Annotated in this window: 19 protein-coding genes; 16 read left to right on the forward strand and 3 right to left on the reverse strand. The window is 67.3% G+C overall.

Annotated features, from left to right (window positions below):
* Positions 1 to 14 precede the first annotated feature (14 nt).
* The 4 genes from ABE483_RS00910 to ABE483_RS00925 all read left to right on the forward strand — a co-directional run bounded on the left by ABE483_RS00910 (position 15) and on the right by ABE483_RS00925 (position 5750).
* Positions 15 to 1370: an MFS transporter gene (locus ABE483_RS00910; RefSeq protein ID WP_313212393.1), complete on the forward strand. Its 1356-nt coding sequence runs from the start codon at positions 15 to 17 to the stop codon at positions 1368 to 1370.
* Positions 1367 to 1762, forward strand: coding sequence for a hypothetical protein (locus tag ABE483_RS00915; protein WP_313218596.1), 396 nt, complete (start codon positions 1367 to 1369; stop codon positions 1760 to 1762). Before ABE483_RS00910 ends, ABE483_RS00915 begins: the two co-directional genes overlap by 4 nt.
* A 98-nt stretch (positions 1763 to 1860) precedes the next feature.
* A complete protein-coding gene (locus ABE483_RS00920) occupies positions 1861 to 3756 on the forward strand; it encodes a CocE/NonD family hydrolase (RefSeq protein ID WP_346480868.1) in 1896 nt (631 codons plus the stop codon).
* A gap of 122 nt (positions 3757 to 3878) precedes the next feature.
* Positions 3879 to 5750 (forward strand): hypothetical protein, encoded by a 1872-nt coding sequence (locus tag ABE483_RS00925; protein WP_346480869.1) that lies wholly within the window; start codon positions 3879 to 3881, stop codon positions 5748 to 5750.
* A gap of 11 nt (positions 5751 to 5761) precedes the next feature.
* Here ABE483_RS00925 and ABE483_RS00930 read toward each other — a convergent pair whose 3' ends face one another.
* Positions 5762 to 6856, reverse strand: a complete 1095-nt coding sequence (locus ABE483_RS00930; RefSeq protein ID WP_346480870.1) for an alkene reductase — start codon at positions 6854 to 6856, stop codon at positions 5762 to 5764.
* A gap of 208 nt (positions 6857 to 7064) precedes the next feature.
* Between ABE483_RS00930 and ABE483_RS00935 the strand changes: the two genes are divergently transcribed.
* The 7 genes from ABE483_RS00935 (at position 7065) to dld (ending at position 14379) form a co-directional block, all read left to right on the forward strand.
* On the forward strand, positions 7065 to 7832 hold the full coding sequence (locus tag ABE483_RS00935) for an SDR family NAD(P)-dependent oxidoreductase (protein WP_346480871.1): 768 nt from the start codon (positions 7065 to 7067) through the stop codon (positions 7830 to 7832).
* A gap of 99 nt (positions 7833 to 7931) precedes the next feature.
* Positions 7932 to 8390: an MgtC/SapB family protein gene (locus tag ABE483_RS00940; RefSeq protein WP_313211440.1), complete on the forward strand. Its 459-nt coding sequence runs from the start codon at positions 7932 to 7934 to the stop codon at positions 8388 to 8390.
* On the forward strand, positions 8387 to 8821 hold the full coding sequence (locus tag ABE483_RS00945; RefSeq protein WP_313211439.1) for a VOC family protein: 435 nt from the start codon (positions 8387 to 8389) through the stop codon (positions 8819 to 8821). The genes ABE483_RS00940 and ABE483_RS00945 overlap by 4 nt, the downstream gene beginning before the upstream one ends.
* Positions 8822 to 9006: 185 nt before the next feature.
* Positions 9007 to 10665 (forward strand): L-lactate permease, encoded by a 1659-nt coding sequence (gene lldP / locus ABE483_RS00950; RefSeq protein WP_313211438.1) that lies wholly within the window; start codon positions 9007 to 9009, stop codon positions 10663 to 10665.
* A 67-nt stretch (positions 10666 to 10732) separates the two neighbouring features.
* Positions 10733 to 11497, forward strand: coding sequence for a transcriptional regulator LldR (gene lldR, locus ABE483_RS00955; RefSeq protein WP_313211437.1), 765 nt, complete (start codon positions 10733 to 10735; stop codon positions 11495 to 11497).
* Positions 11498 to 11500: 3 nt separating this feature from the next.
* The gene (gene lldD, locus ABE483_RS00960; RefSeq protein ID WP_313218585.1) at positions 11501 to 12661 is read left to right on the forward strand and encodes an FMN-dependent L-lactate dehydrogenase LldD; all 1161 of its coding nucleotides are present in this window, start codon (positions 11501 to 11503) and stop codon (positions 12659 to 12661) included.
* Complete coding sequence (gene dld / locus ABE483_RS00965; RefSeq protein WP_346480872.1) at positions 12658 to 14379, forward strand: D-lactate dehydrogenase; 1722 nt, start codon at positions 12658 to 12660, stop codon at positions 14377 to 14379. The genes lldD and dld overlap by 4 nt, the downstream gene beginning before the upstream one ends.
* Positions 14380 to 14458: 79 nt before the next feature.
* Here the strand turns inward: dld and ABE483_RS00970 are convergent, their stop codons facing one another.
* Positions 14459 to 14764: a hypothetical protein gene (locus ABE483_RS00970; protein ID WP_313211434.1), complete on the reverse strand. Its 306-nt coding sequence runs from the start codon at positions 14762 to 14764 to the stop codon at positions 14459 to 14461.
* Positions 14765 to 14934: 170 nt separating this feature from the next.
* On the opposite strand from ABE483_RS00970, the gene ABE483_RS00975 reads away from it, so the two are divergent.
* From ABE483_RS00975 to ABE483_RS00990, 4 genes are all read left to right on the forward strand, one after another.
* The gene (locus tag ABE483_RS00975; RefSeq protein ID WP_313211433.1) at positions 14935 to 15429 is read left to right on the forward strand and encodes a DUF1543 domain-containing protein; all 495 of its coding nucleotides are present in this window, start codon (positions 14935 to 14937) and stop codon (positions 15427 to 15429) included.
* Between the two features lie 100 nt (positions 15430 to 15529).
* The gene (locus ABE483_RS00980; RefSeq protein WP_346462534.1) at positions 15530 to 16159 is read left to right on the forward strand and encodes a decarboxylase; all 630 of its coding nucleotides are present in this window, start codon (positions 15530 to 15532) and stop codon (positions 16157 to 16159) included.
* An 86-nt stretch (positions 16160 to 16245) separates the two neighbouring features.
* Positions 16246 to 17034, forward strand: a complete 789-nt coding sequence (locus tag ABE483_RS00985; protein ID WP_313211430.1) for a CDP-diacylglycerol diphosphatase — start codon at positions 16246 to 16248, stop codon at positions 17032 to 17034.
* Positions 17035 to 17334: 300 nt separating this feature from the next.
* The gene (locus ABE483_RS00990; RefSeq protein WP_313211429.1) at positions 17335 to 18102 is read left to right on the forward strand and encodes a SapC family protein; all 768 of its coding nucleotides are present in this window, start codon (positions 17335 to 17337) and stop codon (positions 18100 to 18102) included.
* Between the two features lie 75 nt (positions 18103 to 18177).
* On the opposite strand, the gene ABE483_RS00995 is transcribed toward ABE483_RS00990, so the two are convergent.
* On the reverse strand, positions 18178 to 18894 hold the full coding sequence (locus ABE483_RS00995; RefSeq protein WP_313218578.1) for an MgtC/SapB family protein: 717 nt from the start codon (positions 18892 to 18894) through the stop codon (positions 18178 to 18180).
* Positions 18895 to 19058: 164 nt separating this feature from the next.
* Between ABE483_RS00995 and ABE483_RS01000 the strand changes: the two genes are divergently transcribed.
* On the forward strand, positions 19059 to 21782 hold the full coding sequence (locus ABE483_RS01000) for a TonB-dependent receptor (protein WP_346480873.1): 2724 nt from the start codon (positions 19059 to 19061) through the stop codon (positions 21780 to 21782).
* The last annotated feature ends 22 nt before the right edge of the window (positions 21783 to 21804 follow it).

The raw sequence follows: 21804 nt of genomic DNA on the forward strand, positions 1-21804 counted from the left end.
AATCGGAGCGCCGCATGACATACCGGGCCAGGGTGGAAACGTTGTACCTGCTGGGATTCTCGCTGGACCTGGTGAACATGTTCATCGGTACCGTCGCGTATCCGGCCATCGCCACCGAGCTGCACGCGTCCGTGCCCCAGCTGGCGTGGATCGGCAATGCCTACATGCTTGGTCTGACCCTGGTCATTCCGCTGGGCAGCTGGCTGGCGGCGCGTCTTGGCGAACGCCGGGTGCTGTGCGTCTCGCTGGCGTTGTTCACGGTGGGCGCGGTACTGGCGGGCACCGCGGCCAGCATCGAGGGGTTGATCGGCTGGCGGCTGCTGCAGGGGCTGGGCGGCGGACTGCTGATTCCGGTCGGGCAGGCGATGGCCTACCGCGAATGCCCACCGGCCGACCGCGCGCGCCTGACCGCCCGCATCATGGCGGTGGCGCTGCTGGTGCCGGCGCTGTCGCCCACACTGGGCGGTGTGCTGGTGGAGTGGGGCTCATGGCGCGGCGTGCTGCTGGTCAGTGTGCCGCTGGCCATGGTGGCCTTCGCGCTGGCGGCCGCGTGGGTACGCCCGCGTGCGCCGGTGGCCGTACCTGCGCTGGACCGTCGCGGGCTGTTGCTCGGCTCACTGGGCCTGAGCGTGTTGCTGGTCGCGCTGAGCCTGCTGGCAGAGCCGGGGCAGTGGATGCTGGGCGCGGGCCTGCTCGTGGCCGCCACCCTGGTGCTGGCGTTGTATGCCCGCAGTGCACGCCGTACGGATCATCCGGTCCTGCAGTGGTCGCTGCTGCGGCATGCCTCGCTGCGGCTGGCGATGCTGGTCTATCTGCTGGTGCCCGGTACGTTCATCGGCACCCAGCTGGTGGCCACGCTGCTGCTGCATCGCCAGGGCTACGGCGCCGCGGCCATCGGCGGCTTCATGCTGCCGTGGGCGATCGCCTCGGCCTGCGCCATCGCCACCACACGACACTGGCTGCCACGCATCGGGGCGCGCCCGCTGTTGACGGCCGGCATGGGATGCCAGGCGGTCGGCATCGCGCTGTTGATCGGCATACAGGCCAGCCAGCCGTGGCTGCCGGTGCTGGCCTTCGCACTGATGGGCCTGGGCGGGAGCCTGTGCAGCAGCAGCGCACAGACGCTCGCGTTCCAGAGGCTGGCGGACGCGGAGCTGCTGCCGGGCAGTGCGCTGTGGAATCTCAACCGTCAACTCAGTTTCTGTCTGGCCGCCGCGCTGCTGGCCTGTGTGCTGGCAGTGCTGTCGTCCGTGCTGCCAGCGCACGCGTTCCCGCTCACCCTGATGCTGGCGGCGGCCATGAGCCTGCTGCCGATGCTTCTGCTATGGCGCCTGCCGGCGTCTTCCCTTGCCTTGAGAACCTCCCCATGAATGACACGCTTGCCTTCAACGAGATCCATGACCTGCATGTGCTGATCGAAGACTGGTTCACCGGGCGCTCGCCGGTGGCTGCGTTGCACACACTGCTGGCCCACTTCAGCGAGGACTTCAGCATGGTCGGGATCCGTGGCGTCCGCCTGGACACGCCCGCGCTGGCCGGCTTCTTCGCCGCCGCCCATGGCAGCCGGCCCGGGTTGCGGATCACGGTCGATGCACTGCAGTACCTGCCGCTCGCGCCAGCCGCCTGCGCGGTGCGCTATCGCGAGGATCAGATCGGTGCGGATGGCACCGGCCATCGACGTGAGGCCTTGGCTGTCCTCGTGAGCCGCCCGGACGGCACGCTGCGCTGGCAGGCTTTGCACGAAACGGTGATTGGCAGCTGAATGCGCGAAACGGCCACGGAACAGGCCGATCGGCATCTACCGGGGCCGCGCCTGCGGCGCTAGGCTGCGGGAGTTGCCATCACTGCCGGGAGAGCCCCATGCGTGTGCGTGTATTGCCAGTTGCGTTGTTGAGTCTGATGGTTGCGGCCAGTGTGTCGGCGCAGACCTCGCCGATGACCCCGGACATTCCCGCCAAGGGCTTCGTGACGCCCACGGCGCAGGACAACTACGACAAGCGCGTGGTGATGGTGCCGATGCGTGACGGAACGAAACTCTACACGGTGATCGTGGTGCCCAAGGGCGCCAGGAACGCGCCGATCCTGCTGACCCGTACCCCGTACGATGCCGCCAACCGTGCCAAGCGCATGGATTCGCCGAACATGCGCGACATCCTGCCGCAGGGGGATGAGGTGTTCGTTGATGGCGGTTACATCCGGGTGTTCCAGGACATCCGCGGCAAGTACGGCTCCGAGGGCGATTATGTGATGACCCGGCCGCTGCGCGGGCCGCTCAACACCACGAAGGTGGACCACGCGACCGACGCATGGGACACCATCGATTGGCTGGTCAAGCATGTGCCCGAAAGCAACGGCAAGGTCGGCATGCTGGGCTCGTCCTATGAGGGTTTCACCGTGGTGATGGCGCTGACCAACCCGCACCCGGCATTGAAGGTGGCCGCGCCGCAGAGCCCGATGATCGATGGCTGGATGGGCGATGACTGGCTCAACTACGGTGCGTTCCGGCAGGTCAATTTCGGCTATTTCACCGGTCAGCTGGCCAGGCGCGGCAAGGGGCCGTCGATTCCCAGCGTGGGCTACGACGACTACACGACCTTCCTGCGCGCCGGCTCGGCCGGGGACTACGCCAAGGCCAATGGCCTGGATCAGTTGCCGTGGTGGCACAAGCTGATCGAACACCCGGCCTACGACGCGTTCTGGCAGGAGCAGGCGCTGGACGCGCGCATGGCCAAGACCGAGTTGAAGGTACCCACCATGTGGCTGCAGGGGCTGTGGGACCAGGAAGACATGTGGGGCGCGGTGCACAGCTATGCGGCGATGGAGCCGCGTGACACCGGCAACACGCTGAACTATCTGGTGATGGGGCCGTGGCGGCACAGCCAGGTCAACTATGACGGCAGCAGCCTGGGGCCGTTGAAGTTCGACGGCGACACCGCGCTGCAGTTCCGCCGCGATGTGCTCAAGCCGTTCTTCGATCAGTACCTCGTGGATGGCGCGCCCAAGGCGCAGACGCCGCCGGTACTGATCTACAACACCGGCGAAAACCAGTGGGACAAGCTGCAGCAGTGGCCGCGCAGCGTGGCCCAATCCAGGCCGCTGTATCTGCGCGCGGGCGGCAAGCTGTCCTTCGAAGCACCGCAGGCGGGAGAGGCGACGTTCGAGGCGTATGTGTCCGATCCAGCCAAGCCGGTGCCGTTCGTGCCGCGCCCGGTGCGGTTCGCTGACCGCGATATGTGGACGAGCTGGTTGGTGAAGGATCAGCGCTTCGTGGACGGCCGGCCGGACGTGCTGACCTTCGTCAGTGAGCCCTTGACCGAGCCGCTGCGGATCGGTGGTGCGCCGCAGGTCAATCTGCAGGCGGCGACGAGTGGCAGCGACAGCGACTGGGTGGTGAAGCTGATCGATGTGTATCCCGACCAGACGCCGTCGACGCCCGAGATGGGCGGGTACGAGCTGTCGGTCTCGATGGCGATCTTCCGTGGCCGGTACCGCGAGAGCTTCAGCGACCCGAAGGCGATCGCGAGCAACCAGGTGCTGGACTATAGATTCGGTCTGCCAACGGCGAACCATGTGTTCCAGCCGGGCCATCGGGTGATGGTGCAGGTGCAGTCGAGCCTGTTCCCGCTGTATGACCGCAATCCGCAGACGTTCGTGCCGAATATCTACCTGGCCAAGCCGGGCGATTACCAGAAGGCGACGCAGCAGATCTGGCACGCGCCGCAGCAGGCCAGTTTCATTTCATTGCCGGTGTACTGAGCGGACACAGCCTGCTTTCCCTCGCGGCTGCGCTGGCACGCCGCGTGCGGGGCCGCTCCGGTTGCATTGCATCGTCCGTGGACAGGCGGTAGCGTGCAGCTCCGCTTTTCCTGATATGACCGATGAAAAGGATGTTCGTGGTCGGCGCGCTGATGTCGCTGGCAGGCGGCGCGCCCGCGCAGTCGTTCACCGTGCTGGGCAACAGTTTCGGCGCCGAGGCGCTGGTGTCCGTCGATGGCCGTCTGCTGGTGCCCCCCAATGGTGCGCGCATGCATCGGCTGTCCGCCGACCGCTGGATGCGCGCGCAGGGCCCCACTACGCCGCAGCAGTGGTACGACGATGCAGGACGCCTGCTGCGCGAGGACCGCGGCTACACCGAGTATCACGAACGGTTCGTGCTGCGGCAGGCCCCACCCGGTGATCCTGTGTGGGAGGCGTTCATCCAGGCGGATGGTGAGGCGGTCGGTGGCCGGGGCGTCGTGGATGCGCTGGGGCAGGTGCGCCTGCCGGCACTGAAGGATGGCGAATGGCTACCGTTGGCGGTACCCGATCGCGTGCTGTGGAACGCGCGCAGTGGTCCGCTGCGCTTCCATGACCTGCAGGGGCGCCCGGTCATGGAACTGGACGAGCGACAGGTCCAGTGGGTGGCCGGGCCCTTCGCCGGCCGCCACGTGTATGTTGCGTGCAGTGTCCAGGTGCCTGAGCACTGCGAGGTGCGGGATGAAAACGGCACGACGGTGTTTTCCGATGACATCGACGCGCTGTTGCCGGTTAGCGACGGTGGCTGGTGGCTGCGTCAGGGCGAGCTGTGGCGGCGGGTGGATGCACAGGGCAGGGCGACGGACATCGCCCGCTATCGGCAGGATGGCCTGTATCCCCGCTACCGACAGTACGGCGGTACCGCAGGCCGGCGCGACTGGCCCGAGCAGGTCTATCGGCACGCTACCGGCAGCGCCGACGACACGCCCGAGCCCGGCTGGCTGATGGCCGACGGACACTTTGCCGCACAGCGTGGCGCCGTCCGCCTGGACTACTGCGGTGGCCGCTGGCAGGTGCTGGACAAGGAGGGCGCCCACCCGCCCACCGCCGCCCCGGCCGCGCTGGCAGCGGTGCTCGACGAACCCGATGCCGAACAGCGGCAGGCACCGCCGTGGCGCGTGCGCCATCCCACCCAGACCGAGACCGCAGCGGTGCTGGACTGCCATGGCGAGGTCGTGTTCGCGCCTTCAGACGTGACCCGGTTCGACGCCGTCGGCACTGGATTGCTCGGCAGGTTTGGCAGCGAATCTTCACCGCGCCTGTGGTGGGATGGACGCACGGCCTACACGGTGCCTGCCGACATGGCCATCGACGAAAACCACGTCACCCCGCCGTTGCTGCTGCTCCGGGAGCAGGCCGCCGGCGTCAAGCACCTGTACAACCTCGAGCGTGGCCGTATCGTGGGTCGTCCCGTCGACGATGTGGTGCGCATGGACGGTAGCCGGGTGGTATTCCGCCGGGACGGAAAGCTGGGCATGATGCTGGCCGATGGCAGCGAACCGGCGCCGTCGGAGAGCTTCGATATCCTGCCCTGGGGCGCGGACCGCACCTGGACGCGCCGCTATCTGGACGGGGGCGATGAGGAACTGGTCCTGCTGGATGCCAACCATCAGGTGCTGCTGCGACGACGCCTGCTGTTCAGCGGCGTGGAACTGCAGTCCACCTGGCAAGGGGGCGTGGAGAGTCAGCCGCTGACGCTGTTGAATCTCGGCACCATGCGCTTTGCCGAGGGTGAGTACTTCGTCCGGCAATGGCTGGATCGCGACGGACAGGTGCTGCTCAGTGACATCAGCTGTCCGGCACCCGGCAATGGCCCGCCCTCGAAGGGGAAGGGCATCCTGCTCGGGCGCGGGTGGCGGGTGGACAGTGTGCCCACGCGCCCCTGCACGCTGCCCCGGGCGCTGCTGCCGGTGCTTGCCGGCGGCGATGTGACCGATGCGATGCGCGACCCGTAACCGCGCGCGGATCAGCCGGAAACGCTGGGGTAATCGGTGTAGCCGTGCGCACCGCCGCCGTACAGCGTGTCCTGGTCCAGGTCGGACAGCGCTACGCCGAGACGGAAGCGTTCGACCAGATCCGGGTTGGCGATGAAGGGGCGGCCGAACGCGATCATGTCGGCATAGCCCGACGCCACGGCCGCTTCCGCGCGTGCCTGGTCATAGCCGTTGTTGGCGATCCAGGCCCCCTTGAACTTGGCGCGCAGGGCGGCGTAGTCGAAGGCGATGTTGTCACGCGGGCCACCGGTCGCCCCTTCGATCACATGGATGAAGGCCAGCGGGCCGATGGCATCCAGGCGTTCGACGGCGCGTTCGAACAGCGGCTGCGGGTTGGAATCGGCAGCGTCGTTGGCCGGTGTCACCGGCGACAGGCGCACACCGGTGCGGTCGGCGCCGATTTCCGAGACGATCGCGCGGACCACTTCCTCCAGCAGACGGGTGCGGTTCTCGATGCTGCCACCGTAGTCGTCGGTGCGCTGGTTACTGCCATCGCGGAGGAACTGATCGATCAGGTAGCCGTTGGCGGCATGCACTTCCACGCCATCGAAGCCGGCGGTGATCGCGTTGCGCGCGGCCTGGCGGAAGTCCTGGATCAGGCCGGGAATCTCATCCAGGCGCAGGGCGCGGGGCTCGGAGACATCTTCAAAGCCCTCGGCGGTGAAGGTCTTGGCATTGGCGCGCAGTGCACTCGGTGCCACCGGGACCTCGCCCTCGGGCAGCAGGCTGGTATGCGAGATGCGGCCGACATGCCACAACTGCAGCACGATCTTGCCGCCGCGTGCATGCACCGCATCGGTGACCTTCTTCCAGGCGTCGATCTGGGCCTGGCTGTAGATGCCGGGCGTGTCGAGATAGCCCTGGCCCATCGGGCTGATCTGGGTGGCCTCGGCGATGATCAGGCCGGCGCTGGCGCGCTGCTCGTAGTACTGGATGGCGAGCGGATTGGGGATGCGGTCGTGGATCGCGCGGTTGCGTGTCAGCGGTGCCATCGCGACGCGGTTGGCGACGTCGATGGCCCCCAGACGGGTGGGGGAGAACAACTGGCCGTCATTGGAGTCTGTCATGGGTTTACCTTGGGGGAGGGCGACCGCCATCGGCCGCTGAAAGAAGGGAGGCAGGCGTACGACCCCGAGCATAGGCGCAGGTGCGTTGCAGCGATGGGAAGGATTGTTGCGGAGCACGCTGTGCACGTTCTGTAACGTTTTCGCGGCGTATGGTCGAGGCATGGGCAGGCACTGCCCGCAGCCTTATTCCAACCCGAGGAACAACGCGATGATTGATTATCAACTCAAGGGAAAGGTCGCCATTGTCACCGGCGGCGTCTCCGGCATCGGCCTGGCCGTGGCCGAACTGCTGGCCGATTCCGGCGCGGCGGTGGCGGTGTGGGACCTCAAGGCCGATGCCGTGGAGAAGACTGCCGAGGCGCTGCGCAGGAAAGGCGTGAAGTCGATCGGCATCGCCTTGAACGTCACCGACGAGAGCGCCGTTGAAGCGGCCGTGAAGCAGACCGTCGAGGAACTCGGCGGGCTGGATATCGCAGTGAACAACGCGGGTATCGGCGGGCCGTCGGCGGCCAGCGGCGACTACCCGGTGGACGGCTGGAAGAACGTCATCGACGTCAATCTCAACAGCGTGTTCCTGTGCCAGCGGGCGCAGATCCAGGCAATGCGCAGCGCGGGCAGCGCGGGCAACGGGGGCAGCATCATCAATATGGCCTCGATTCTGGGCCAGGTGGGGTTCGGCAACTCCTCCGCCTACGCGGCTGCCAAGCACGGTGTGGTCGGGCTGACCCAGACGGCCGCGTGGGAACACGCCGCAGACAAGATCCGCATCAACGCCGTGGGCCCCGGTTTCATCGCCACGCCGTTGCTCGACAAGATGGACCCGAAGGTGAAGCAGGCGCTGGAGAGCAAGCACGCGCTCGGCCGGCTCGGCACGCCGGAGGAAGTCGCTGCGCTGGTGGCCTGGCTGGCCAGTGCGGACGCCAGCTTTGCGACCGGCACGTACTACGCCATCGATGGCGGGTACCTGGCGCAGTAAGCCCCGCGACGGCAGGCTCACCGGGGCCTGCCGTTGGCTTCACGGTCCTCAGACGCCCTTGTCTGCGACGCTCCGTCCATTGCCGGATGAGAGGTGCAGATGGGACTGGAACAAGATCTATCAATCCTGCTGCGGATCGCCGTGGCAATGCTGCTCGGCGCCACGCTTGGGATCGAGCGGGAGATGGGCAAGCATGCGGCCGGGCTGCGCACGCACATGCTGATCGCCGGTGCTGCCGCCCTCATTGTCGGGCTGGGTGACAGCATTGCCGAGCACTTCCAGGAAGAGCGCTACCGCGACCTGCTGCAGGTCGATCCGGTCCGTCTCATCGAAGCCGTGGTGGCCTGCGTCGGCTTTGTCGCCGCCGGTACGATCCTGCGCGGTTCGCGCGACGATCAGGTCAGCGGCCTGACCACCGCCAGCTCACTGATCATGGCCGCGGCGATCGGTATCGCGGTCGGCATCGGTGAGTACGTGATCGCTATCGGGGTGAGTGTGTTGTGCCTGATCGTGCTGGTGGTGTTCAGCCGTATCGCTAAAAAACTGGAGTCGTCATGAGCAGTGAACGTCCCTTCGAGATCCAGCGCATCGACCACGTGGTGCTGCGCGTGCAGGATCTCCCACGCGCGGTGCGCTTTTACTGCGACGTCCTGGGCTGCACGGTCGCCCGCGAGCGGCCCTCGTTGGGCATGGTGCATCTGCATGCCGGCGAATCGCTGATCGATCTGATCAGTGTCGACGGCCCGCTGGGGCGCGAAGGTGGCGCAGCACCTGGGCGGGAAGGGCGCAATGTCGAGCATGTCTGCCTGCGCGTGGAGCCGTTCGACGCCGAACAGGTGCGCGCGCATCTGCAGGGGCTGAACGTGGTCCTGAGTGGACCGGCCGAGCGCAACTACGGCGCGGAGGGTGACGGTCTGTCGCTGCGCCTGCGCGATCCGGATGGCAACTCGGTCGAGCTCAAAGGCCGCTCGAACGACTGCGGCTGCTAAGTGGTACTACCAATAGGCGGGCCTAGACCTATGGTCTAATAGGCTCGGCTTGCGTTTGGCGTTTCAATGCGGGCAGTTTCAACGACTGACATGTATGTTGGTAATACCAATTGTCGTCGTTGAGCGTTCTTGGTTCGCGCGGTGCTGACCGCGCGGACCCCTGTCCGTCTTGATGAGATCCGCCGATGCAGGCCTGGCAACAACTGTATGACCCCGCTGGCAACCTCTGGCTGTCGAGCCTGATCGCGCTGCTGCCGATCGCCTTCTTCTTCGTCGCGCTGGCCGTACTGCGCATGAAGGGGTGGCTGGCCGGCACGATCACCGTGGCGATCGCGTTGGCGGTCGCCCTGCTGTTCTACCGGATGCCGCTGTCGCAGGCATTCGCGGCGGCCGGGTATGGCTTCGTCTATGGCCTGTGGCCGATTGCCTGGATCATTCTGGGCGCAGTGTTCCTGTACAAGGTCTCGGTCAAGACCGGCCAGTTCGACATCATCCGCGCCTCGATCCTCTCGGTTACCGAAGACCAGCGCCTGCAGATGCTGATGGTCGGCTTCGCGTTCGGCGCGTTCCTGGAAGGGGCGGCCGGCTTCGGTGCGCCGGTGGCGATCACCGCCGCGCTGCTGGTCGGGTTGGGCTTCAAGCCGCTGTATGCGGCCGGCCTGTGCCTGATCGTCAACACCGCGCCGGTGGCGTTCGGCGCGATGGGCATTCCGATCATCGTGGCCGGGCAGGTGACCGGACTGGACGCCTTCGAGATCGGCCAGATGGCCGGGCGCCAGCTGCCGTTCCTGACCCTCATCGTGCTGTTCTGGATCATGGCGATCATGGATGGCTGGCGCGGTGTCAAGGAAACCTGGCCGGCGGTGCTGGTGGCCGGCGGTTCGTTCGCAATCGCCCAGTACCTGACCTCCAACTTCATCGGCCCCGAGCTGCCGGACATCACCGCCTCGCTGACCTCGCTGGTGTGCCTGACCCTGTTCCTGCGCAGGTGGAAGCCGGTGCGGATCTTCCGCTTCGATACCCAAACCAGCGCCGAAGCCGCGGCCCAGGCCCTGGAAGCGCCGCGCCATTCCACCGGCCAGATCGTCAAGGCGTGGTCGCCGTTCCTGATCCTGACCGCCATGGTCACGATCTGGAGCATCCCGCCATTCAAAGCGCTGTTCGCCGCCGGTGGCGCGCTGGAGCACTGGGTGCTGAAGATTCCGGTGCCGTCGCTGGATCAGCTGGTACAGAAGATGCCGCCGATCGTGCCGGTGCCGACCGGGTACGAGGCGATCTACAGGTTCGATGCGGTCTCGGCGACCGGCACGGCGATCATGCTGGGCGCGGTCATCGCGATCGTGCTGCTGAAGATGCGCCCGGCCGCGGCGCTGCGCACCTTCGCTGAAACCGCCAATGAACTCAAGGTCCCGATCTACTCCATCGGCATGGTGCTGGCGTTCGCCTTCATCGCCAACTACTCCGGGCTGTCGGCGACGCTGGCACTGGCCCTGGCGCACACCGGCAAGGCCTTCACCTTCTTCTCGCCGTTCCTGGGCTGGCTGGGCGTGTTCCTGACCGGGTCGGACACCTCGTCCAATGCGCTGTTCTCGGCGCTGCAGGCGACCACGGCCCAGCAGATCGGCGTGTCCGAAGTGCTGCTGGTCGCGGCCAACACCACCGGCGGGGTCACCGGCAAGATGATCTCGCCGCAGTCGATCGCGATTGCCTGCGCGGCGGTCGGCCTGGCCGGCAGGGAATCGGACCTGTTCCGCTTCACGGTCAAGCACAGCCTGATCTTCACCGTGATGGTCGGCATCCTCACCACGGTGCAGGCCTACTGGCTGACCTGGATGATTCCCTGAGCCCATGCGCGGCAGTCCGGCTACTGGCATCGACCCCATCGCCCGCCACGCGGGCGACAATGGCGGCATGAAGAACGAACGCCTGTCCGACAAGGTGGCCGCGCAGCTGCGTGGCCTGATCCGTGAGCAGAACCTGCAGCCGGGCGACCGGTTGCCGGCCGAGCGGCCACTGGCGGTGCAGCTGGGGGTCTCGCGCACCGCGCTGCGCGAAGCGATCGCGCAGTTGGCCAGCCAGGGCCTCCTGAGTGCACGGGTCGGCGGCGGTACCTACGTGAGCGAGCCGGCGGCCCGCGCCCGCCAGACCATCGATGAGCCGTTGATGCCGTACCTGCCGCTGTTCCAGGGTGACCCGGAATACCGCTTCGATGTGCTGGAGATCCGCCATGCACTGGAAGGGGCGACCGCCTGGCATGCAGCCTTGCGCGCCACCGACGAGGACCGCGCGAAGATCCGCCAGGCCTTCGACACCATGATGGCCGCGCACGGCAAGGACGACCCCGCCGGTGAGGCACGGGCCGATGCAGCCTTCCACCTGGCCATCGCCGAGGCCTCGCACAACCTGGTACTGCTGCAGGTCATGCGCGGCCTGTTCGAACTGCTGCAGACCAACATCTCGCAGAGCCGCGAGAAGCTCTATACCTCGGCCCGCACCTTTGAGCCGCTGTCGGTCCAGCACCGCGAGATGATGGAGGGGGTGCTCTCCGGCGACCCCGAACGCGCGCGTGCCGCCGCGCACGCGCACCTGGAATTCGTGCACACGTCCCTGCGCACGCTCGACGACAACGAAGCCCGGCGCGCCCGCGCGTCGCGGCTTCCTTCTTCCCACGGTTGACCCATGATCATCTCCGCCTCCACCGATTACCGCGCAGCGGCGCAACGCCGCCTGCCGCCGTTCCTGTTCCACTACATCGATGGCGGCGCGTATGCCGAGCACACCCTGAAACGCAATGTCGCGGATCTGTCGGACATCGCGCTGCGCCAGCGCATCCTGCGCAACATGTCCGATCTGAGCCTGGAAACGACGCTGTTCGGCGAACGCCTGGCGATGCCGGTGGCGTTGGCGCCGGTCGGGCTGACCGGCATGTACGCGCGCCGCGGTGAAGTGCAGGCGGCGCGGGCGGCGGCGAGCCGGGGGATTCCGTTCACGCTGTCCACCGTCTCGGTCTGCCCGATCGAGGAAGTGGCGCCAGCGATCGACCGGCCGATGTGGTTCCAGCTGTATGTGCTCAAGGACCGCGGCTTCATGCGCAATGCGCTGGAGCGGGCCAAGGCGGCCGGCGTGACCACGCTGGTGTTCACCGTGGACATGCCGACGCCGGGCGCACGTTACCGCGATGCGCATTCGGGCATGAGTGGCCCGAACGCGCCGGCGCGGCGCATGCTGCAGGCGATGACCCACCCGCGCTGGGCGTGGGACGTCGGCCTGTTCGGCCGCCCGCATGACCTGGGCAACATCTCCACCTACCGTGGCAGCCCGACCGGCTTGGCCGATTACATCGGCTGGCTGGGCAACAACTTCGATCCGTCCATTTCGTGGAAGGACCTGGAATGGATCCGCGAGTTCTGGACCGGCCCGATGGTGATCAAGGGCATCCTCGATCCGGACGATGCGCGCGATGCCGTGCGGTTCGGCGCCGACGGCATCGTGGTCTCCAACCACGGCGGTCGCCAGCTGGACGGGGTGCTGTCCACCGCGCGGGCGCTGCCAGCGATCGCCGATGCGGTCAAGGGAGAGCTGAAGATCCTGGCTGACTCCGGCATCCGCAACGGTCTGGACGTGGTCCGCATGATTGCCCTCGGCGCAGACAGCGTGCTGCTTGGCCGGGCGTTCGTGTATGCGCTCGCGGCGCAGGGCGAGGCCGGCGTGGCCAACCTGTTGGACCTGATGGCCAAGGAAATGCGCGTGGCGATGACGCTCACCGGCGCCAGGACCATCGCCGATATCAGTGCCGATTCGCTGGTGGACGCCACGCGTCGCCTCGCGGCCGCCCCATGAACGCCGCATCCCAGGGCACGGCAGCGCTGCTGGCGCAGCTGCGCGCGATCGTCGGCGATGCACACGTGCTGTGCGGCGACAAGCCGACCCGGCGCTTTCGCAAGGGCTACCGTTTCGGCGATGGCCCCGTGCTGGCGGTGGTCCGCCCGGGCACGCTGCTGGAACAGTGGCGCGCCCTGCAGGCCATCGTGGCGGCCAACGCGATCGTGATCATGCAGGCGGCCAACACCGGCCTCACCGGCGGTTCCACGCCGGATGGTGCCGACTATGACCGTCCGGTGGTCATCCTCAACACGCTGCGCCTGACCGGCGTGCAGCTGATCAACGCGGGCCGCCAGGTGGTCTGCCTGCCCGGGGCGACGTTGGACCGGCTGGAGAAGGAACTGGCGCCGCTGGGCCGCGAACCGCACTCGGTGATCGGCTCGTCGTGCATCGGTGCCTCGGTGCTGGGCGGGGTCTGCAACAACTCCGGCGGCTCGCTGGTGCGGCGCGGCCCGGCTTATACCGAGATGGCGTTGTTCGCCCAGGTCGATGCCCACGGCCAGCTGCAGCTGGTCAATCATCTCGGCATCGCGCTGGGCGACACCCCCGAGCAGATCCTGGAGCGGCTGCAGCGCGGCGACTACGTGCCGGCCGACGTGGACAACGGCAACGACCGCGCCGCCTCCGACCCGCGGTATGCCGAGCAGGTGCGCCAGGTCGATGCGGCCACGCCGGCCCGCTACAACGCCGATCCTTCCCGCCACTACGAGGCCTCCGGCTCGGCCGGCAAGCTGGCGGTGTTCGCGGTGCGGCTGGATACCTTCGCGCGCGAGCCGGCTGAGGTGTTCTACATCGGCAGCAACGCGATGGAGGATCTGACCGCGATCCGCCGCCATCTGCTGACCGCGTTCGAACGCCTGCCGATCTCCGGCGAGTACCTGCACCGCGAGGCGTATGACATCGGCGAGCGCTATGGCAAGGACACCTTCCTGCTCATCGATCGCTTCGGTACGGCCCGGGTGCCGGCCGCGTTCGCGCTGAAAAGCCGCGTCGATGGCTGGTTCGAAAGCCTGGGCCTGCGCGGGGTCACCGACCGGGTGATCCAGTGGGCGATGCGCTGCCTGCCACGCCATCTGCCCACGCGCATGGGCCAGTTCCGTGACCGTTACGAGCACCATCTGCTGCTCAAGGTCTCGGCGGAGGATGCCGCCGCAACCGGAACCTTCCTGCGCACCCACTTCGCTGATGGCGAGGGCGACTTCTTCCAGTGCACGGCCGAGGAGGGGCGCAAGGCGTTCCTGCATCGCTTCGCCGTGGCCGGCGCGGCCGTGCGTTATCGCGAAGTGCACCGCGGCGAGGTCGCAGACATCGTGGCCCTGGACGTGGCACTGCGACGCGACGACCGCCAGTGGGTGGAACACCTGCCGGCGGAACTCGACGCACGCCTGGCTGGCAAACTGTATTACGGGCACTTCCTGTGCCATGTGTTCCATCAGGACTACATCGTGCGCAAGGGCGAGGATCCGCTAGCCATCGAGCACGCGATGTGGACGCTGCTGGATGCACGCGGTGCCGAGTATCCAGCCGAACACAACGTCGGCCATCTATATCCGGCCAAGCCGCCGCTGGCGGCGTTCTATCAGCAGCTGGATCCGAGCAATGCGTTCAATCCGGGCATCGGCCAGACCGCGAAGACGCGCGGATGGGGCAGCTGCGACTGCACCACCCACGGGTAGAGCCACCCCATGGGTGGCTGTGCCGGCGTATCGCGGGTTTGACGGCAGCCACCCATGGGGTGGCTCTACCCGCGGGGCATCATTCGCAACGGACGGCGGTGATCACGTTGTCCTTGTCGATGAACACGCGCAGGCGATCCTTGCGCAGGTCGCGCGACGTGATCGTGGCCGGGCCGATCGGGTTGATCAGGCCGGCGCCGCTCTGCAGCAGCAGCTTGCGCATGTTCGCCTGGTCGGCCGGCTGGCCGATGGCCCAGCCCAGGGCATCGGCCTTGCACAGGCCCGGCCCCTTGATCTCCGGGCCCGGCGTGCTGACGCAGGCGGCCAGCGAGAGGGTGCCGGCGAGCATGATCGCGGCGAGGGGATAACGGGAAAGGGATGACATCGGGTCGCTCCTGCGGGGTCAGGCGCCGACCATACCACCGCCGTGTGCATCGCCGCGTGGTGGGGACCCCGCGACCGTTGGACGCAGCCTGCGCGGCTGATGGGGCAGGGCGCAACGGCCGCCGGCGCTACACTGGCGGCCCCTCAGATCGGCCATGCCGGGAGTCGCAGGTGCTGCACGTGTTCATGCTTGGCGGGCGCCATGCCCGGGCCAGGATCGAGGTCCACGATGTGGCCTTCGCCAATGTCGATGTCATCGAAGAGGCTTACCCGCAGTTGCGCCAGGAGTGGTTCGGCGAACGCAAAGGGCTGCATGTCGATGGCTGGCTCGCCGTGGATGGGGTGGAGGCGTACCGGGTGCGCTTCGGCGAGGTGGCCCCGGCCGCGGGCGCGCCGCGGCTCTACTTCCTCAATCTCGGCGGGTATGCCGCCGGCGCGCTGGGCGAGGCCCATGACTACCGGCTGCTGGTCGCCACCAGTGTCGAAGAGGCCAAGCACAAGGCCAAGGTGCTGCGCGATGCCAGCTGGTTCAAGCCGCATACCGATGCCCTGCTGGAGGTCGATGACTGTATCGCCATCGACCAGGTCGGCGGCCGGTATGTGCAGCTTGAGCGCGGGGAGCACCAGGGCATCGCGCTGGTCAGTGACTACATCGTGATCGGTTGAACGGCCCCGATTGCCCGCGGCCGTCCCGCTGGCGCATAGTGTCGCGGTCTTGTGAGGTCCGGCGATGTCGCCGCGACAGGTCAACCAACGGAAGTAGCGCATGCAGAGCAGGAAGATCACCGCAGCAGTGATCGTGACGCTGGGAATGATGATGGCCGGCAACGCCGTGGCGGCCGAGCCGGACGCACCCGTGTTCGGTGGCTGGCGCAACCTGCATTCGGCCAGTGGCGCCGAGCCGGTGCTGAGGAACCAGCCGTTTGCGATCCTGCCGGGCGAGGTTGCCAAGGGCGAGCGGTTCGCGATCCTGGACCGCGAGAACAAGCAGGCAGTGTGCTGCCTGGTGGTGGACAGCGACCGTCTCGATGCGATCGCGCTGGAAACCCGCTACCGGCTGCCTGGGGTATGGATCGCCGATCTGCTCGGCAACGAGGACTACAACCGCCGGCACGGCGACCCGCATGTGTTCGCGATGGCGCGCGAGGGCGAGCTGGTCGACCATGTCTTCTCGCAGGAAGGCGGCGGCTACAGCGACCTCGGCGGCCTGCTGCTGCCGGCCGGGGCCGCGCTGGATGCCAGTGGTGGCAGCATCAAGTTCGGTACCACCACGTACCGCCTGCAGGTGCAGTCGCAGCGCTTCGCCGATGACAATGGCGCGCTGGATCGCTACACCCTGCTGCCGCCGGCACCGGCCGCGCCGGTGGTGGTCGAGGTGCCGTACAGCACCTACTGACACGGAAGCGACAGAACCGGCACGGTACAATCGCGCCCGCCCACCGGCACTGCCGGCCGGGCCCGCATCCTTGTCCGAGCCTGTCCGTGATCGCCCGATTCTTCCTGTCCTGCGCGCTGCTGTTGTTGGCAGCCTGCGCCACGCCGGCCCGGCCGCCGGCCAAGCCGCCCGCCAATCCGGACGCCCTGTGGGGCATCATCCAGCGCGACTGCGCCGACGCAGCCGCCCCCCGTGGCAGCTGCCTGGCGGTGGCCGTCGAGGCGCAGCGCCGCGATGTGCTGCTCAAGGATTCGCACGGCCACTACCAGTTCCTGGTGTTGCCGCTGGACCGGGTCTCGGGGATCGAAAGCCCCGCGCTGCTGCGGGCCGGAGCGCCGAACTACTTCGCCGCGGCCTGGGCCGCCCGCAGCCACACCGAGCAGGCGCTGGGCCGGTCACTGCCGCGCGACGTGGCCAGCCTGGCCTTGAACTCGCCGCATGGGCGTTCCCAGCACCAGTTGCACATCCACGTGGATTGCCTGCGGGCCGATGTCCTGACCCAGCTGCGCCGGCTGCAGCCCTCCATCGGCGCGGACTGGCAGCCACTGCCGGAGCCGCTGCGCGGGCATGCCTATCTCGCCCGCCAGCTGCCGGGTGCCGCGCTCACCGCGAATCCGGTCCGTCTGCTGGCCGCTCATCTGGCCGAGCCCGCCGATATCGGCAACTGGTCGCTGGTGGTGGCCGGGCAGACGGACCCCGCCGGTGCGCCCGGATTCGTGCTGTTGGCCACCCGGCTGGACCTGGCAGCGGGCAACAAAGCCAGTGGTGAGGAGCTGCAGGATCACGCCTGCGCCGTATTGACCGGTGCCGCCGGCCCGCTGGACGGTGTGCTGTGAGGCGTTGCCGGGGGCAGGGCGCGCAGCATTGGCTTGCGCACGGCCGGGTAAACACGTCGGACCTGCGCACCGTGTCGGATCCGGCCCGCTCGTAGCGGCGTGTATCTCGCTTCCGGGACGGCGCCTGTATCGCCGATCAGGCAGTGCCGGACTGACGTGGACTCACCGGACACTCGCGCGGCGCGGGGAATCCAGCGTGATTGAAATAAAAACCACGGACGTGGCACGTTATAGTGGCCGTTCAATGCGGTTCCCGCTTTCGCGCCCGGGCTGACTGGCGCGACGTATCCGACTTAATCCATGACTGCTGAAACCACGACTCCGCCCGCCGCTGCGCCGTCCCAGGCCACCGGTCCGCTGTTCTACCAGACGCCCGTGCCGCTGCGCTCGGATCTGCATGCCGCCTGGCGCCTGGTGCCCGACACCGCGCATTTTGCTGCCGACACCAATGCGATCCCCGCCGTGATCGGCGAGTTCGGCTCGCTGGCCCAGCATTACCCGATCATTTTCACCGGGAAGGACGCGATGCCGCTGGTGGCCGTCGGCCTGGCCCAGCGCAACCTGTTTGTTGCCGATGGTGTATGGGACGAGCAGAGCTACGTGCCGGCGTACGTGCGCCGCTACCCGTTCGTGTTCATGCAGGCGGGTGAGCAGGACGAATACGTGCTCGCGCTCGACTCGGCCGCCAAGCAGGTCAACCAGGGCCAGAGCGAGGACGGCGTGCCGCTGTTCCAGGATGGCAAGGCGACCGAGATTGTCGACAACGCGATGCGCTTCTGCGGCGATTACACGCGCGAGCATGACCAGACCCGTCGCTTCACCGCCGCGCTGATCGAGAACGAACTGCTGATCGACCGCAACATCGACGTCACCCTGGCCGATGGCCGGCAGATGTCGATCAATGGCTTCCAGGTCGTGGACGTGGAGAAGTTCGCCGCGTTGCCGGACGCCACCGTCGTGGCCTGGCACCGCAGCGGCTGGCTGGCGCTGGTGCATCACCACCTGAGCTCGCTGGCCCGTTTCAGCGCGCTGGTGAGCCGTCAGAGCGCGCTGCCTGCCGACGCGTGATTCAAGGCGCGTGGGCGATCACGGAAACGGCGGCCGCAGGGCCGCCGTTTTTCGTTGTGCCGGGCAGGGCGCGGATCAATCGCGGGTGCTGACTTCCCAGTTGGCATGCACCACGCCGGGCTGACGCTGCAGCCGCGCGACCACGGCATCGAGCTCATCGGCACTGACGGCGGTGCTGACCAGGATCGCGACCAGCTCCACCGGGCCGTCGCCGTGTTCGATCACCTGCACGTCGCTGACCGGGTACTGCGCGGCCTCCAGTGCGTCCACCAGGCGTTCGCGTGCCAGGGGCGTGGCCGCAGGGTCCACGCTCAGGCGCACCTCGTAGGTCGCTTCAGAGGCGGCCTCATTGATCGGGATGCGGTTGATCGCGTTGACCAACGGGCGCAACAGCGTGTTGCCAGCGATGATCAGCACGGTCAGCAGCGCGCCTTCGGCCAGCATGTCCGCACCGGTGCACGCACCGACCGCCGCCGAGCACCACAGCGTCGCGGCGGTGTTCAGGCCACGCACGTTCATCCCTTCCTTCATGATCACGCCGGCGCCGAGGAAACCGACCCCGGACACCACGTAGGAGATCACCCGCACGGCTTCAGCGTTGCCGGCGATGCGCATGCCCAGATCCACGAAGGCCGCTGCGCCGACCGCGACCAGCACATTGGTGCGCAGTCCGGCGGTGCGCTGGCGGTACTGCCGTTCCGCGCCGATCAAGGTGCCGAGCACGAACGCGGCGACCAGGCTGACCACGGTGTCCAGGAAGGGATACAGCTCGAAGGTCTGGATGAAGCGCATGCGGAATCCTTGCAGGGCAGGGCTTAGGCAAAATCCCGATAAGCATATCCCAGGCGGTCATTTCCTCCTTTTCCGCCTGTTCAGCAGAATCACGGCCCCTCCCTCACTACGCTCTGGCACGGGCTTGTCCGCGCCGGGACGTAGCTCTTTTACCGGAAATCTGCATGTCTGTGCTGTATCGCCCGCTGCGTCGGCGGGTCTTGGTTATGTCGTTGTTGCCCCTGCTCGGCGCAGGTTCCGTGGTCCACGCGGCCGATGCGCCGACCCAGCTCGATGCGGTCACGGTCACCGGCTCGCGCATCCCCCGCGCCAGCGTGGAAGGGCCCTCGCCGGTCACCGTGATCACCCAGGAGCAGATCGAGGCGCAGGGCTACCGCAGCGCCTTCGAAGCGCTCAGCGCGCTGACCGAGAACACCGGCAACGTGCAGGGTGAGGATTTCGGCAACACCTTCACGCCGGCTGCCAACACCATCAACCTGCGTGGCCTCGGCCCCAACCGCACGCTGGTGCTGGTCAACGGTCGCCGCCAGTCGGATTACCCGCTGGCCTACGAAGGCTCGGTCAATGTGGTCAACCTGGCCAACATCCCGAGTGCGCTGATCGACCGGATCGAAGTGCTGGCGGGGGGCGCGTCGGCGGTCTATGGGTCGGATGCGATCGCCGGTGTGGTCAACATCATCCTCAAGAAGACCTACGACGGCGTCGGCATCAATGTGCGCGCCGGCACCACCGAACAGGGCGGGGGCGACAACCAGCGCCTGCAGGCGGTTGGCGGCGGCTCGGGTGAGAACTGGGACGCGATCTTCGGGCTGGAGATCGCCAACCGCAAGGCGATCTACGGCTCGCAGCGCGATTTCATGGATTCGCTGACCGATGATCCACGTGGCGTGGCACCGCTGGCGACGGCGGTGGCGTATCGCCGCAACGCCTCCACCAACAACTACATCGATCCCGGTACCGACGGCTGCGATGCCTCCAGCACGCTGTATGGTGGCAGCGTGTTCCGCGCGCAGAATCCGCGCCAGGGCGGATACTGCGGCAGCAATGAGGCCGCGCCGACGTTCTGGACCGTGCAGACCGAGAAGCGCAACATCGATGCTTACAGCGCGGTGACGTGGCGCTTGAACGATCGCCAGGAACTGTTCGCCGATGCGGCCATCGGCACCGCGCGTATCTACAACAACACCCGTGCACCGAGCTGGACCTCCTCGCGCAATTACTTCTACAACCAGAACAGCGGTCAGCTGGAAAGCTGGTACCGGCGTTTCGCACCGGAAGAGATCGGCGGCGTGCAGCGCAATGCCAACCGGTTCCTGGAGCAGTCCTGGTCATTCAACGTGGGCGCGCGTGGCAGTATCGGCGGCTCGGACTGGGATTACGAAGCGGCCTACAGCCGCTCGCGCTATGAGAACAAGACGCAGCGCCCGGGCCTGCTGATCGACATCAATACGTACATGCTCGGCCCGCAGCTGGGCACCCGTAATGGCGTGGAGGTGTATGCACCGGATCCATCACGCCTGTATCAGCCGCTGACCCCGGGCGAGTATGAAGGCCTGTCGGGCCGCTACGAGAGCCGCAACGCCGCGTGGCTGCAGACAGCCAGCGTCAGCGTCAACGGCCAGCTGTTCGATCTGCCCGGTGGCCGCGCCGCGCTGGCAGCCGTCGTCGAAGCGGGCAGCCAGGGCTACAGCAACCGCCCGGACCCGGCACTGGCGCAGGGCGTGTTCTGGAATCTCAACGCAGGCATCCCCGCCGGTGGCGAACGTGATCGCTACGCAGCCGGCGTGGAACTGCAGCTGCCGTTGCTGGAGCGCCTGACCGCCACCGTGGCGGGACGCTACGACCAGTACCGCGCGGCCGGTGACCACCTGGGCAAGGCGACCTGGAGCACCGGCCTGGAGTTCCGTCCGTTCGATACGCTGCTGCTGCGTGCCAGTGCGGCGACCAGCTTCCGCGCGCCGGACATGAACTACGTGTTCGCGACCGAAACGCGTGGCTACAACCCCGGCATGACCGACTACTGGCGCTGCCGCAGTGCCGGCCAGGCGTATGACGACTGTGACTTCAGCGGGCTGGCGATCGACTACACCAGCGGCGCCAACCCGCAGCTGCAGCCGGAAACCGCCAAATCGTATGGCCTGGGCTTCGTGTGGTCGCCCTCGGCCAACCTGGACTTCACGGCGGACTACTACGACATCCGCATCGACGATGAGGTCACCAATCTCGATGCGACCCGCATCCTGAAGGACGAAGCGGACTGCCGCCTCGGCCAGACCGTGGGCGGTGACGCACGCGATATCGGCTCGGCACAATGCCAGGATGCACTGCGCCGGGTGATCCGCAACCCGGCCGATGCCGCAGTGCAGCCGAACCAGGTCGTGCGCGTGCTGATCAACCCGATCAACGCCGCCTCCGAAACCGTGCGCGGCATCGACCTGAAGTCGAATCTGCGCTGGGATGCAGGCCGTTATGGTCGCTTCTCGGCCCGCGTGGCGTACTCGCTGGTGATCGATCACAGCTACCGCCAGTTCGCTGGCGATGACGTGCAGGATCAGCGCAATTCGCTGGATTCCTACCAGTGGCGCAGCAAGGTCAACGGCAGCGTCACCTGGGCGATCAATGACTGGACCGCCACCCTGTATGGCATGCGCTACGGCTCGTTGCCCAAGACCGATGGCAGTGGCCGCATCGCCCCGTACATGACCTACAACGCCAGTCTGTACCGCAAGCTCAATGACAACGCCACGCTCGGCCTGATCGTCAACAACCTGCGCGACAGCCGCCCACCGGCGGACAAGAACGGCGGTGGCTGGCCGTTCTACCCGGTCGGCAACTACGACCCCTACGGTCGCCAGCTGTGGCTGGAGTTCGACTACCGCTTCCTGTAATCCGCTCGCGGGCCCGGCAATG

The organism is Stenotrophomonas sp. TWI602, from assembly GCF_039674045.1.
Classification (GTDB): domain Bacteria; phylum Pseudomonadota; class Gammaproteobacteria; order Xanthomonadales; family Xanthomonadaceae; genus Stenotrophomonas.